This window comes from Campylobacter concisus (genome assembly GCF_003048985.1).
Classification (GTDB): Bacteria; Campylobacterota; Campylobacteria; order Campylobacterales; family Campylobacteraceae; genus Campylobacter_A; species Campylobacter_A concisus_AY.
This window is the reverse complement of the sequence record NZ_PIRS01000010.1, coordinates 38,956-53,327: the sequence shown is the minus strand read 5'-3', so window position 1 is coordinate 53,327 and position 14,372 is coordinate 38,956. Positions and strand designations below refer to the sequence as shown.

At 40.3% G+C, this 14,372-nt stretch carries 9 protein-coding genes; 3 read left to right on the top strand and 6 right to left on the bottom strand.

Translation table 11 applies throughout. From position 1 onward, the window contains the following. Window positions 1-3: 3 nt before the first annotated feature. Together CVS91_RS07560 and CVS91_RS07555 are read right to left on the bottom strand one after the other, a co-directional pair. Entirely contained in the window at window positions 4-1,971 is a 1,968-nt protein-coding gene (locus tag CVS91_RS07560) for a proton-conducting transporter membrane subunit (RefSeq protein WP_009294858.1), read from the bottom strand. Window position 1,972: 1 nt separating this feature from the next. Beyond that, the gene (locus CVS91_RS07555) at window positions 1,973-2,542 is read right to left on the bottom strand and encodes a 4Fe-4S dicluster domain-containing protein (protein ID WP_009294859.1); all 570 of its coding nucleotides are present in this window, start codon (window positions 2,540-2,542) and stop codon (window positions 1,973-1,975) included. 417 nt (window positions 2,543-2,959) lie between these two features. Between CVS91_RS07555 and CVS91_RS07550 the strand changes: the two genes are divergently transcribed. Together CVS91_RS07550 and CVS91_RS07545 are read left to right on the top strand one after the other, a co-directional pair. Next, complete coding sequence (locus CVS91_RS07550) at window positions 2,960-4,045, top strand: MBL fold metallo-hydrolase (RefSeq protein ID WP_107831380.1); 1,086 nt, start codon at window positions 2,960-2,962, stop codon at window positions 4,043-4,045. 44 nt (window positions 4,046-4,089) lie between these two features. Beyond that, window positions 4,090-4,377: a hypothetical protein gene (locus CVS91_RS07545; protein WP_107831378.1), complete on the top strand. Its 288-nt coding sequence runs from the start codon at window positions 4,090-4,092 to the stop codon at window positions 4,375-4,377. Window positions 4,378-5,558: 1,181 nt separating this feature from the next. On the opposite strand, the gene CVS91_RS07535 is transcribed toward CVS91_RS07545, so the two are convergent. The 4 genes from CVS91_RS07535 to mnmG all read right to left on the bottom strand — a co-directional run bounded on the left by CVS91_RS07535 (window position 5,559) and on the right by mnmG (window position 10,585). Continuing rightward, complete coding sequence (locus tag CVS91_RS07535; protein WP_107831374.1) at window positions 5,559-6,599, bottom strand: c-type cytochrome; 1,041 nt, start codon at window positions 6,597-6,599, stop codon at window positions 5,559-5,561. Window positions 6,600-6,601: 2 nt separating this feature from the next. Beyond that, a complete protein-coding gene (locus CVS91_RS07530; RefSeq protein WP_103558652.1) occupies window positions 6,602-7,846 on the bottom strand; it encodes a cytochrome b in 1,245 nt (414 codons plus the stop codon). 10 nt (window positions 7,847-7,856) lie between these two features. Continuing rightward, a complete protein-coding gene (gene petA, locus CVS91_RS07525) occupies window positions 7,857-8,360 on the bottom strand; it encodes a ubiquinol-cytochrome c reductase iron-sulfur subunit (RefSeq protein ID WP_103612822.1) in 504 nt (167 codons plus the stop codon). 362 nt (window positions 8,361-8,722) lie between these two features. Then, entirely contained in the window at window positions 8,723-10,585 is a 1,863-nt protein-coding gene (gene mnmG, locus CVS91_RS07520) for a tRNA uridine-5-carboxymethylaminomethyl(34) synthesis enzyme MnmG (protein ID WP_107831372.1), read from the bottom strand. 171 nt (window positions 10,586-10,756) lie between these two features. Here mnmG and CVS91_RS07515 point away from each other — a divergent pair, with 171 nt between their 5' ends. Further along, on the top strand, window positions 10,757-14,209 hold the full coding sequence (locus tag CVS91_RS07515) for an acyl-[ACP]--phospholipid O-acyltransferase (RefSeq protein WP_107831370.1): 3,453 nt from the start codon (window positions 10,757-10,759) through the stop codon (window positions 14,207-14,209). Window positions 14,210-14,372 lie beyond the last annotated feature (163 nt).

Genomic DNA, 14,372 nt, shown 5'->3' with positions numbered 1-14,372 from the left:
CTCCTAAACTAAAAAGTAGCCCACAGCAAGTATGACACAAAGATATAGCAAGATATAAAGTGCATATACATTTGTATAACCACTTTGAACGATACCTAGCTTATCAGCAAATTTCACACACCATTTAATGACTGGCTCATAAAACATTCCCCACCAAATATCTTTTGGATGGTTGTGATACTCAACCGCGTCAAAATAATTTCTAGTAACTACTTTTTTATCAGCTCTAAATAGCCATTGCATAATTTTTCTAAGGTCGCCAGTGAATGGACCACCTGTCATTTGCATACGTGAGCTATATTTAAAGCCACAAGCCCAAGGATCAGTTTCGCGTGGTTTATCTCTGTTTGCTTTCATAACAGCAAGGATGATAAATGGCAAAATCATAGTTGCACATAGGACTAAAGCGATAAGTGGAGTTGAGATCATGCTACCCATAGGTGAAGTTACATTTATAGCACCAAGGCTAGCTTTATAGTCGCTTATAGCGATAGAATTTACAGCTTGCATGATGTAATCAACTATGTAGTTTGCGCCAAGACCAAAGCCAACGCAGCCTATCATTAGAATGATCATACCAAGAACCATACCTATCGGACTCTCTTTAGCATTTTCCCAAATTTTTTGATCTCTTGGAGTACCTGCAAAGATAACAGCGTAAAGTTTAAGGTGCATACCGACCAAAACGCCTGTTAGCGCAAGAGCTACGACGCCAAGTGTAAATGCATATCTAACTAATGTTCCTTCTCCCATCGCACCTTGAAGCATACCTTGATATGTAAACCACTCTGAAACAAAGCCATTTACTGGAGGTAAAGCTGCGATACCCATGATACCTATAAACATACCAAGGCTTGTCCATGGCATCTTTTTAGCAAGACCTCCAAGGATATCCATATTTTGTGTATGAGTAGCGTGGATAACTGAACCAGCGCAAAGGAAAAGCAGACCTTTAAATATAGCGTGGTTAACTACGTGGTAGCAACCTGCTAGAAAACCTACTGCTGCAAGTGTTAAATTTCCAGCTGCAACGCCGTAGATGCCAGTACCAAGACCTAGCAAGATGATGCCTATGTTCTCAACTGAGTGGTAAGCAAGCAAAGCCTTAAAGTCGTGTTGGCAAAGAGCGTATAAAACACCAAATAGTGAGCTAGCTGCACCAAGAGCGAGTATTGTAAGACCAAAGTATGTGCTAAGTGGTAGGTAAAGTGTAAATTTAACTAGAGTAAATAGAGCAACTTTAATCATAACGCCTGACATAAGAGCTGAAACGTTTGATGGTGCTGCTGGGTGAGCTTGTGGAAGCCAAACGTGGAATGGCCACATACCAGCTTTACTACCAAAGCCAACCAAGAATAGTATAAATACAGCAGCAGAAGCGCCAAATGGCATCTTAACACCCATAAATGCGCTAAATTCAAAGCTTCCTGCATAGTAAGCTGTGATAAGCAAGCCACAGGTTATACAAAATGCACCAATTTGTGCGATACCAAGATATACCATAACCGCTTTAAGTGTATTTTTACCGTCATTGACGATGATAAGAAATGATGATACAAGAGTCATAAGCTCCCATAAAACAACAAAGCAAAATACATTATCAGCACTGATTACTAGAAGCATTGAAAGGATGAATGTGTTAAACAAACATGCAAACACACCAACATTTGCTTTTTTTATGTACTCTTCTGCATAGCTCATACCATAAACACTACTTGCAAATCCGATGAAAACAACGACAAAGCTGAAGAAATTTCCAAGTGGATTTAGCGCAAATTTTGGCGAATACAAAAAGCCATCCATAAGAGCAAAGCTATCACTTACTCCCATATTTGCAACGAAGTGACACATCGCATAAAAGCAGCTTATAGCACTTAGTCCAAAACCAACTTTAACAGCGGCTTTTGGAGCGCAGTAGAGCAAGATACTAACGACGGCACTTACAAGAAATAGCATATAAACCGTAGTCATCTTATGCTCCTTGTCCGTTTAAAATTTTAGTAGCAAATTTATTCGCTGCATCGTAGTCTATCCTCTTGCCAAGCTTATGTTTGCCCTCTTCTGGATCAACCATTATAAGAGCGCTTGTTGGGCATACATCAACGCAAGCTGGTCCATTTTCACGGCCAAAGCACATATCACATTTTACTGCGATGTTTTTTGCGCCTGATTGTGACTCTACTTCAAGATAGTATTTTGGCTCGACAGCGTAATTTACTGAAGGCATAAGCTCTGCACTTGAGCTTATCGCACCATAAGGGCAAGCGATCGTGCACATCTTGCAACCTATACAAATTTCCTCGTGAAGCTCGATGCAATTATCGTTAAATCGCAACGCTCCAGTTGGGCATACATTTGCGCAAGGGCCATCGTCGCATTGTCTGCACTGAGTCGGCATAACACCGCTAGCTTCTCTTAAGACGCTTAGCCTTGCACGTGATAGTTTGCCGCGTTCATAAGCACTTTTAAAACATGCAGCCATACAGGTCGCACATCCTATGCAGCGTTTAGAATCGGCAATCACAAATTTATGTTTTTTCATAAATTCCTCCTAAAAAACAAGGCAAGACCGCCCTGCTCACTAATAGAGTGATTGTTAATCACATGAATAGAGATAGTTAAATTTTTATTTAACATCTCAAACGCTCCTTCCTGAAATTTTTGAAACAATTCTATAACTTCTGGCGATTAAATTCCGTCAGCTATCTGACAAATTTTGTATTTTTGAAATTAAATTTTTATTTTATATTAGTTTAAGATATGCTATTAAACAGCGTTATTATCGTGTGATTAATCAAAAAAGATTAATATTTCATAACAGATAATTAGTAAAAAGAGTAAAATTATCTTAATTAAGTTTAAACTTAAAAATTAGTTTTTTAAGCTTGGGTTAATTAAATGAAACTGAAATTTAAAAATCTAAAATATAATCCAACCTTTAAATTTAAAAGGATTATTGATGGAAATTTTTATAGTCATAGTTTTATTTATCGCTTCAGTTTTTGCTTTTATGAAATTTGTCCCTGTTTTTGGCGGCAGACCAGATGCCAAGAGCCAAAGGCTGATAGAGGCTTCGCCAAATTTTAACGGCAAAGTTTTTATAAATTTAGAGCCAACGATTGATATGGTAAAGAAAAGTCCGCAAGCATCTATGTTAAATTTCACCCTCCAAGCGCTCTTTCCACCAAAAGGCAAGCTACCAAAGCGCCCTTTGCCAAATTTAAAATTTGACGCAAACGCCCTCAAAAATGGCGAGTTTATCTGGCTTGGACACGTTAGCCTAATCTGCAAGCTTGATGGCAAAATCATCATCACAGACCCAGTTTTGCACCGAGCATTCCCTCTGCCAGTTGGCGGCAAGCCCTTTGCCTACGAGCACGCCATCACCGTTAGCGACTACCCAGAGGTGATCGACATCGCCCTCATCTCGCACGATCACTACGACCATCTTGACCATAAAACGATCCTTGAGCTAAAGGATAGGATAGCCAAATTTCTAGTGCCACTTGGCGTCAAAGCTCACCTCGTAAAATGGGGCGTGGATGAAGGCAAAATTTACGAGTTTGACTGGTTTAATGAGCAGAGAATAGGAAATTTAAACTTCACTTTTTGCCCCTCAAGGCACTTTAGCGGGCGCACATTTAAAAGAAACACCACTCTTTGGGGCGGCTGGGCGGTAGAGGAGGCTGGCTTTAGCTTTTACTTTAGCGGTGATGGCGGATATGGCAAGCATTTTAAGATGATAAATGAAAAATTTGGCGGCTTTGACCTAGTTTTTATAGAAAATGGCGCTTACAGCGATGGCTGGCCTTACGTGCACATGAAGCCAGAGGAGTCAGCGCAAGCACTAAAAGATCTTGAAGCTAAGCTTGGCGTGCCGGTGCATTGGGGTAAATTTGATCTTTCTTATCACGCTTGGGACGAGCCGATCAAGCGTTTTGAAAAGGCAGCTACAAAACTTGAGCTAAAATATGCAACGCCGATGATCGGAGAGGTTTTCACCGTGCAAAATCCACCTAGAAAAAAGTGGTGGGATGAAAATTAGGAATAAAATTTGCTCTAAATTTTAAAATCCAAAAGGAAGTGCAGATGAAAATTTCTGAAAATTTATCAAATTTAAAAAACGCCATTGACAAGGCAGCGAAAAACGACCTTGACTCAAGTGCGACTGGAAGCTTTTTGCAAAATTTAGAAAAAGCCAACGAAGAGACAGAGAAGATCTACGAGAAGCTTGAAAAAGAGCTAAAGAGCGACGCGCAGATGTTTAAGCAATTTGACTTCATGCAGATGATGACAAAGCTTCAATACGGCAACCTAAAATCAAGCGAGCGTGAAGAGCTGATAAACAAAATGAGCAAGATCGCCAAAGAAATTTAGCCGTTTAGTGTGGCTTTACGGCGAGCTAAATTTGGCTGCTTTGCGTAAATTTATGTGGTTTTTGCTGAGTAAATTTGCCAGAAAATGTAAATTTACTCGCTTGCAAGTTATTAATATCCTCACATTTGCCGCATCTTTTGCCAAATACCTGTTGCACACTGGGCACGTACGACACTATCAAAGCGCAAAATCCGGCAAATTTTAAAATTTATAAGCGAGCATATCACGCTTCCAAATTCAGTGGCAAGTGGTAACGAGACCTAAATTTAGTAGTCTGCTAAGGCGAGTGAGTAAGATTTTAAAATTTACAGAATAGTTTTTTAAAAATTTAAAGTTTTGTTTCTTTGTTAAGGGGGAAGAAGCTTGAATTACGGTCTGCTTGCAGTTGCGAGCTTGCGAAGCAAAGAAGGCTCCCTTCCCCCTTAACGATCCCCTAACCCCGACAACGTTAGAGGGGCATGCTTTAGTGCTTCACACTGCATGCGGTTTATTTTTAGAAAATTCTGACAAATTTTAAAATTTCATGAGCGAGTAATTTCGGCTCTAAAATTTGAGCTAAACTGTGAGCGAAGCCAAATTTTAGTAGTCAATTCTTGCGAGTGAGTGAAAGTTTTAAAATTTGCAAAGATAGCTTTATTAAATTTGTAAATTTCTTTTTATCCAAAAGGGAGACAGGGGGGGGCTTGAATTACGGTCTGCTTGCAGTTGCGAGCTAGCGAAGCAAAGCCGTCCCCTTATTTCCATTTAGATCCCACAATCCCCTCGCACGTTCAAAGTACATGCGATAGCGCTTTGCGCCGCATGTGTTTTATGCCAAAGGAGTTTATAACAAATTTTAAAATTTATGAACGAGCATATCACGGCTCTAAATTTAGTGCTAAACGAAGTGCAGCCTAAATTTAGTAGTCTGCTAAGGCGAGTAAATAAGATTTTAAAATTTGCAAATTTGTTTTGCTAAATCAGATGAGTAATAAGTAAATTTTAAAATTTCATGAGCGAGTAATTTCGGCTCTAAAATTTGAGCTAAGCGGTAAGCGAAGCCAAATTTTAGTAGTCGATTCTTGTGAGTGAATGAAAGTTTAAAATTTGAAAAAAGAATAAATTTAAAAAGGAATTTACATACCTATTTGTATATGTAAATTTACTATAAAGAATTTAAGAGCCAAGAAGGCTCTTAAATTTTAGTGGAGTTCGCTCCAGACTTTGCGTTTCCAAAGCCAAGCAAAAATTCCTAAGATGAAGAAGTAGATCATCACGTAAATGCCAGTGCTCTCGCGCTCAGCCTTTTTACTATCGCCTACTTTTTCTATGTAAGATACTATGTCATCTTCAGCAGCTTTGTTTAAGCCAACTCTAGGCATAGCAGTGCCTGGAAGCATCTTTTGAGTATCGTTTATAAATTTATGCAAGTAATCAGCACCTTTTGAGCGGATCATCATAGATAGATCTGGTGGGTTTGAGCCCATATATGCTGCAAGGCTTGCTTTGTTGCTAAGAGTATATTTTTTATCATACTTCATATCGTGGCATCTTTGACATGCATCAGCAAATACCTTTTCTTCAGTAATCTTGCTCTTTGCATCCGCGTCAGCTGATACCTTTTTAAGGTAAGCAACTATGTCAGCGATCTCAGCGTTTATATCGCCGCCAGCACCCATAAATGCAGTCATCGGATAAGGATGCTCGTCATTAAATTTATGAGATAGTTTTACAGCCATAGTTGGATTTTTGATGAGTGCAGCCAAAAATCTCTCATCATAAATTTTACCAGCTGTGCTAAGATCTGGTGGCACTACGCCAAAGCTTTGGCTAGCTGTCTCAGCGTCCATACTAGCTGGAGTGCCGGCTGCTTCGATGCCGTGGCATCCTGTACATCCAGCTGCGCCAAATGTCTCAGCGCCTTTTGCAGCGTCACCTTTTGCAAGGTCGATCGAATTTATATCAGCCCAAAAAGCTGTATAGTCATCAAGAATTTTTTGTGCTGTCTCAACATCTTTTGTAGCTGCATCGATGCTAGCCTTGTTGCCGCTAGCTTTTGCAGCCTCAAGCGCCTCTTTTTTCTGCTCTAAAAAGTGCTTTGCGTAGTCAGTATCTTCTTTTGAGAAGTTGTACTCGGCATTTGCAGTGTGCGGATGAAGCTTTGTGTGAGCGTAAGGCTCGATACCCCAGTATAAAATACCTGAAAGGATAACAACGATGGCAAAAATTTTAAGCTCTTTCATGATTAGCCCCTTTTTCTTTCAAGTATTGTGATAACTGGAAGTGCGATTATAAATAGCACTAAAAATAGCAATGAAGCATAAAATCCTATCCAGTCGTTGATGCCACCTGTTGGGAGCTTGCCATATATAGATAAGACGATAAGGTCAGCAACTAGCACCCAAAACCATACAAAAAATAGTGGTCTTTTATGAGCTGGAGCTACAAGACCGCTTCTATCAAAAAGTGGTATAAGCATAAACGCAACGCCTGCAAAGGCAAATGCGATAAGTCCGATGTTATAAGCTGAAATTCCAGCTATATCAAAGAAGAAACCACGTAAAATTTCATATTGCCACAAGAAGTACCACTCTGGGTAGATGTGTGGTGGAGTTTTTAGCGGATTTGCTGGCTCAAAGTTGATAGGATCCATCGCAAAGTTGAAGTGATAGCAAACAAGATATATGACAAAGATCATGAAAAATGATACATACATGAAGTCTTTTGCCAAAAATCCTGGCCAAAACGGTATAACTTTAGCTTTTGCTCTGTCGCCGTGTAGATACTCTTGCGCCTCTACGTCAAAGTCAATATCTTCGCTTGTTAGGTTATTTACGTGAGGAACTCTTAATGAGTAGAAGTGAATAACCAAAACAACGATAGTCACAAGTGGTAGCAAGCAGACATGAAGCATGAAAAATCTTGTAAGCGTTGAGTCGCCAACTGCATAGTCTCCTCTGATCCACTCAACCAAAGCATCGCCGATAACTGGCACACCACCAAAAAGCTGAGTGATAACAGTCGCCGCCCAGTAGCTCATCTGTCCCCATGGGAGCATATAGCCGCTAAATGCCTCTGCTGAAAAGCAGATAAATAGCACCATACCGCTTACCCAAATGACCTCTCTGCCTCTTTTGTATGAGCCGTAGTAAAGTCCAGTAAGCAAGTGGATATACATGATAAGAAATATCGTAGAAGCTGAAACTGCGTGGATATGACGCCAAAGCCAGCCATACTCGACCTCTTGCATGATAGTGTAATTTACGCTATCAAAGGCTAAATTTACATCTGGTTTGTAATACATCATAAGCAAATAGCCAGTGATGATCAAAAGCAAGAAAAGCGTCGTTAGGATAACGCCCATCGCCCAAAGGAAATTTATATTTTTTGGGATCCAGTATTCGCTAACTAGAACCTTCATAAGTTTTGTAAAAGCTAGGCGTTGGTCAAGCCAGTCAATAACGCCAGTTGATTTATGAGATAAAGACATCACTAACCTCCTAAGCTTTAGCTACTAATTTTTCGTATTCTGGGCTTGTTTCGCCTAGAACTAGCTTGGTACCATCGATCTTAAATGGTGGGATATCAAGCGGTCTTGGTGGAGGTCCGTATGTTTGTATGCCATCAACGTTAAATTCGCCGCCATGACAGGCACAGACAAACATTTGCTTGCTCGCTTTATACTCAGGGATGCATCCTAGGTGCGTGCAAAGTCCGATAAGAACTACATACCTCGCATCTCCAACGACTACATCTCTCTTGTCGTTTTTAGCCATATCTGGGCTTTTTTTGAGGATGAAAATAGGCTTTTTACGCCACTCAACCTGTCTCATCTCGCCATCTTTGATCGGGCTTAGATCGACAGTTGTAAAACCAGCAGCTTTTACACTAGGGAGCGGATCCCAGGTCTTTTTCATGGCAACTAGTGACATCGCGCCACCAACAGCTGCCACGGCACCAAACGCAAGGCCGATAAAGCTTCGTCTTTCTTGCTTTACTGACATTAATTTCCTTTCTATAAATAAAATTTAAACGATTATACTCTCAAAAAATTAAAAAACTATAATCTCACAATATAGTTTGTAAAAATAAAGTGAATTTAAGCTTTTTTTACACTAAAATTTGACGTAAATTTACCCAGAAATATCCATATATCGTGATTTTAAGCTTTTTATAAAAGATAAATTTGATCTAATGTCTAAACGTTAAGATAAAAAATTTTTCTATTTTAGCTCTCGTAAAATAGAAATTTTAATAATAAAATTTATTAAACTTAAAAAATTATAAATAGCAACTATTAAAAATGAGCAACTTTGTTTTAAATTTTAAACGCCAGTTAAATTTTAAAACCATAAAAGGCTTAAATTTAAGCCTTTTTCTCGCTCATTTTTATATAAATATGCAAGATATCGATCGCCGCTGGCGTGATACCTGAAATTTCACTCGCCGCAAAGAGCGTTGGCGGGGCAAATTTCTCAAGCTTTTCGACCACTTCGTTGCTAAGTCCGCTTATGCTTCTAAAGTCGAAATTTTCAGGGATTTTCACATCCATCATATCTTTCATTTTTTCTATCTGATTTTTTTGCTCGCTGATGTAGTGCTGATATTTGCACTCGGTTAAAATTTGATCCATGCTCGCATCGTCTAAATTTACAAATCTCTCATCAAGCTTTCTTAGTTTCTCAGCCGTGAAGCTCTTTCTAGCTACGATCTTTTGAAGGCTCACGTTTTGGCTGATCGGCTCTTCATCAAGGCTTGCTAAAAGCTCCAAATTTGCCTTACTTGGCGTGATCTGAGTCTCGTTTAAAAACTCTAAACCCTCTTTTAAATTTCTTCTTATATTTTCGATCTCGTTAAAAGTCTCATCATCAAGCAGCCCAAGCTCATGACCATATCCGCCAAGCCTTAAAATGGCATTTTCCTCACGCAAAAGCAAGCGATACTCCGCCCTACTCGTAAACATCCTATATGGCTCTTTTGTCCCTTTTGTGACAAGATCATCTATCAAAACGCCGATATACGCCTCATCACGTCGCAAGATGAGCGGTTCTTTATCATCAAGCGAAAGCGCTGCGTTTATGCCAGCCATTAGCCCCTGAGCACCGGCCTCCTCGTATCCAGTCGTGCCGTTGATCTGCCCAGCTAGATAAAGACCTTTTACCTTTTTGGTCTCCAAACTATGTTTTAGCTGCGTTGGCTCGACGTAGTCGTACTCGATGGCGTATCCATGCCTTACTATTTTAGCATTTTCAAAGCCCTTTACAGAGCGGAGCATCTGCACTTGCACCTCATAAGGCAAGCTAGTTGAAAAGCCGTTTATGTAGTACTCTGTCGCTTCAAGGGTCTGAGGCTCGATGAAAAGGTGGTGTCTGTCGCGGTCGCCAAAGCGGTTTATCTTATCCTCGATACTAGGGCAATATCTTGGTCCGATACCCTCGATCTGACCTGTAAAAAGTGGCGCTTTATCGAAATTTGAGCGGATTATCTCATGGGTGGTTTCGTTTGTGTAGGCGATGTAGCATGGTAGCTGCGTTGGGGAGAAATTTTTAGTTCTAAAGCTAAATGCAACTGGCTTTGCGTCGCCATCTTGCTTCTCTAAAATTTCAAAATTTATCGTTTTTGCGTCGATCCTTGGGCATGTTCCAGTCTTTAGCCTGCCCAAATTTAGCCCAAGCTCTCTTAGACTAGAGCTTAGATCCTTTGCGCTTAGCTCGCCCACGCGACCAGCTTCAAGTTTATTAAATCCAACGTGGATTAGCCCGTTTAAAAATGTGCCAGTTGTAATTATCACTTTTTTTGCGTTATAGATGTTATTTAGGTGGGTTTTAACGCCAGTTACTTCGCCATTTTCGCTTAAAATTTCAGTGGCGATCTCTTGAGAAATTTCTAAATTTGGAGTGTTTAAAAGCAAATTTCTCATATAAACGCGGTATCTATCCATATCGATCTGAGCGCGGCTACCACGTACTGCTGGGCCTTTGCTCTCATTTAGCACGCGAAACTGGATACCAACGGCGTCAGTTGTAAGCCCCATCTGACCACCAAGCGCGTCGATCTCTTTTACAAGATGCCCTTTTGCAAGGCCTCCGATGGCTGGGTTGCAGCTTGCAGCGCCTATTTGCTCGGCTAAGATAGTGATCAGTAAAGTTTGTTTGCCCATTCTAGCAGCCGCAAGACTTGCCTCAATGCCAGCATGTCCGCCGCCAACGACGATGATTTCATAGTCCATGATAAATTTTTCCTTATTTTTGATGGGCAGATTTTATCAAAAAGCATATAAAATTTAAATTTTTTCAAAGAAATTTCACCACAAAATTTATGGCTAGAGTTTTTTATTAATGATATTTTAAATATTTTGCTGTTAGATTTACAAAATTTTAAATCCAAAAAGGCTTTATTCATGAGGAATTTACTAAAAGTCACTGGCTTTTTGCCCTACCTTGCGATCGCATTTTTAAACGCAAGTGTCGATCTAGCACACAAAATAACCATCCAAAACGTCCTTTTAAAGACCTACTCAGGCGATACGCTTTTTATCCTAACAGCCGTTATAAATGCGATGATCTTGCTTCCATTTATATTTTTATTTTCGCCTTCAAGCTTTATAAATGACAAATTTGCAAAGACAAAGGTTATTAGAATTTGCGCCGTCTTTGGCGTTGTTATCAGCGTTGCGGTGCTTATTAGCTACCTTTTGGGTGCCTTTGGCGTGGCATTTGCGCTCACGCTCATACTAGCTGCTCAAAGTGCGATCTACTCACCAGCAAAATACGGCATCATCAAAGCACTTGTCGGCACTGAGCGACTTGGCACAGCAAACGGCGTCATCCAAGCACTTACCATCGTAGCTATCTTGGTTAGCTCATTTTTGTTTTCATTTATATTTGAAAATTTATACATCCAAGGCGAAAACTCGGAAGAAATTTTAAAAAGTGTCTATCCTATCGGCATCTTTTTAGTCGTATTTAGCGCACTTGAAGCATTTTTTGCCTACAAGCTACCTTATATCAGCGAAACAAACGAACAAAGCGGAGAATTTGAGCTTAAAAAATACATCAGCCTTAGCTACTTGAGAGAAAATTTAAAAGAGGTAAGATCAGATAAAAATATCTGGCTAAGCATCGCAGGTCTTAGCATATTTTGGGGAATTTCTCAGATCATCATCGCAGCTTTTCCAGCTCACTACAAGGCAGTTTTTAATGACGACAGCTCTCTAGCAGTGCAGGCCATCCTTGCAGTAAGTGCCATAGGCATAGCATTTGGCTCATACGTGGCTGGCTCTATGTCAAAGCTACACATCGAGCTTGGCATCGTGCCAATGGGTGCTATTGGTATATTTTTCTCGCTTTTATTTTTCGCATTTGGCTCAAGCATCGGCGTAGTGAGCCTTAGCTCATTTGCATTTGGCTTTTTTGGTGGAATTTTTATAGTGCCGCTAAATGCGATGATCCAGTACTTCGCCCCGCAAAAGACCACCGGCAAGATAATGGCGGCAAACAACTTCTTGCAAAACGTCTCAATGCTGCTATTTCTAGCCATTGGCATAGGCTTAGTATATTTTGAAATTTCAACCACTGGACTCTTTGTCTTTACAGCGCTTGTTTGCTTGCTCGGCAGTTTTTACGCCATTTTGCAGCTTCCACACCTTTTTACAAGGCTGCTTTTATTGCCATTTTTAAAGACAAAGTACCGATTTTTCGTTGAAGGACTTCAAAATTTACCACAAAGTGGCGGCGCACTACTTCTTGGCAATCACATCAGCTGGATCGACTGGCTCGTGCTTCAAGCTGCAAGCCCAAGGGGCATAAGATTTGTCATGTATAGAACTATCTATAACAAATGGTATCTAAAGCAAATTTTTAAATTTTTTAAAGTGATCCCAATAGGCGCAGGCGCTAGCAAAGAGTCCATAGAGCTAGTTAGAGAGTGCCTAAAAAATGGCGAAGTGGTCGCACTTTTCCCAGAGGGCCACATCAGCTACAACGGCCAGATAAATGAATTTCAAAAGGGCTTTGAGCTTATCATAAGAGATCTAGAAGAAATTTGTATCGTGCCATTTTATCTTCGTGGCCTTTGGGGATCTAGCTTTTCAAGAGCTAGTAAATTTTACAAAGACCTCACTTCTAAAAACGGCAGACGCGACATCATCGTCGCCTTTGGCAAGCCAATAACCACATTTATAAACGCTGCAAAGATGAAGCAAAAGGTGCTTGAGCTTAGCTTTTCATCGTGGGAGAGCTTTATCTCAAGGCAAAAACCACTAACGAGCGAGTGGCTAAATAACGCAAAAGAGGATAAATTTAAAGAGTGCGTGAGCGACAGCACTGGGCTAAATTTAAGCAACTTGAAATTTATAACAGCTGTTTTAGTCTTTATCAAAATTTTCAAACGCGAGCTAAAAGATGAGAAAAATATAGGCATCTTGCTACCTAGCTCAAGCGTCGCAGCTATCGTCAATATGACGCTTCTTGCCATGGGCAAAGTGAGCGTAAATTTAAACTATACGCTTAATGCTACCTCGCTAAATCACGCCCTAAGAAAGGCAGATATAAACACGGTCATAACCTCTAGCAAATTTCTTGAAAAGCTCGCACTTAAGGGCTTTGATCTAAAAGATGCGATGAGTGGCAAAGCTAAATTTGCAGAAGATCTCTCAGCTAGCGTCTCAAAAAAAGAGAAATTTCTTGCACTTTTAACTGCCTTTTTTGCTCCAACTTGGCTTATTAAGCTTTGCTATTTTAAGCGTGTAAGCTTAGAAGATACAGCTACCATTTTATTTAGTAGCGGCAGCGAAGGCGAGCCAAAAGGCATCGAGCTAAGCCATAAAAATTTACTTGCAAACATTAAGCAAATAAGCGAACTTCTAAATTTCAAAAAAGATGACGTGATCTTAAATTCACTCCCAGTATTTCACTCATTTGGCCTAACAGTCACCACACTCATGCCGCTTTGTGAGGGCATAAAAATGGTAAGTGTGCCTGACCCAACAGACGGAGCGACTATCGGCAAAATGGCCGCAAGACACAGCGCTAGCATTATCTTTGGCACCTCAACGTTTTTTAGGCTCTACACCAGAAACAAAAAGCTTCATCCGCTGATGTTTCAAAGTGCCAGAATGGTCGTAGCTGGGGCTGAAAAGCTAAAACCTGAGATAAAAGACGAGTTTAGGCTCAAATTTGGCATAGAAATTTATGAAGGATATGGCGCGACCGAAACGGCGCCAGTAGCTGCTGTAAATATGCCAAATATCCTAGAAAAAGAGAGCCTAAAAGAGCTTACATTTAATAGACCTGGCAGCGTTGGCATGCCTCTACCTGGCACCATCATAAAAATAATCGACCCAGAGACGCTTGAAGAGCTAGAAACTGGCACAGACGGACTCATCGTCATCGGCGGATCGCAGGTGATGAAGGGCTATCTAAACGACGAAGCCAAAACAAGCGAGGTCATCACACACATTGATGGCGTAAGATACTATAAAACTGGCGATAAAGGCCACATCGATGAAAACGGCTTTGTGTTTATCGTCGATAGATATTCGAGATTTGCTAAAATTGGCGGCGAGATGATAAGCCTTGGAAGCGTCGAAGAAGAGCTTGCAAAGGTACTTGGGGGCGACGTTGTCTTTAGCAGCGCAAACGTGCCAGATAGCAAAAAAGGCGAAGCGATCGCACTTTTAGTAAAAAGTGGCACAGAGCCTGAAAATATCGAGCAAATTTTAAAAGAGAGCAGCCTAGCTCCTATAATGATGCCAAGCTATATATTCATCGTTGATGATATCCCAACGCTTGCAAGCGGCAAGGTTGATTTTAAGGGAGTAAAAGCTCTAGCGGTCTCACTTTTAGCGGAGTGAGACGCCGCCCTTTTATTTTTGTGATAAAATAGCGCCAAAATATTACCCAGGTCGCAGTTGCGACTAACATTTGCATAAATTATTCTAAATTTTACTTTTTGCAAATTTCATTTTTTTATGGGCAGTTTTTTGATTTAAATTTGAGATTAAATTTTCACAAAAG

Bases quoted from the DNA above. Each gene is read 5' to 3' on its own strand.
- CVS91_RS07560 (WP_009294858.1), bottom strand. From the start codon at position 1,971: ATGACTACGGTTTATATGCTATTTCTTGTAAGTGCCGTCGTTAGTATC.
- CVS91_RS07555 (WP_009294859.1), bottom strand. From the start codon at position 2,542: ATGAAAAAACATAAATTTGTGATTGCCGATTCTAAACGCTGCATAGGA.
- CVS91_RS07550 (WP_107831380.1), top strand. From the start codon at position 2,960: ATGGAAATTTTTATAGTCATAGTTTTATTTATCGCTTCAGTTTTTGCT.
- CVS91_RS07545 (WP_107831378.1), top strand. From the start codon at position 4,090: ATGAAAATTTCTGAAAATTTATCAAATTTAAAAAACGCCATTGACAAG.
- CVS91_RS07535 (WP_107831374.1), bottom strand. From the start codon at position 6,599: ATGAAAGAGCTTAAAATTTTTGCCATCGTTGTTATCCTTTCAGGTATT.
- CVS91_RS07530 (WP_103558652.1), bottom strand. From the start codon at position 7,846: ATGTCTTTATCTCATAAATCAACTGGCGTTATTGACTGGCTTGACCAA.
- petA (WP_103612822.1), bottom strand. From the start codon at position 8,360: ATGTCAGTAAAGCAAGAAAGACGAAGCTTTATCGGCCTTGCGTTTGGT.
- mnmG (WP_107831372.1), bottom strand. From the start codon at position 10,585: ATGGACTATGAAATCATCGTCGTTGGCGGCGGACATGCTGGCATTGAG.
- CVS91_RS07515 (WP_107831370.1), top strand. From the start codon at position 10,757: ATGAGGAATTTACTAAAAGTCACTGGCTTTTTGCCCTACCTTGCGATC.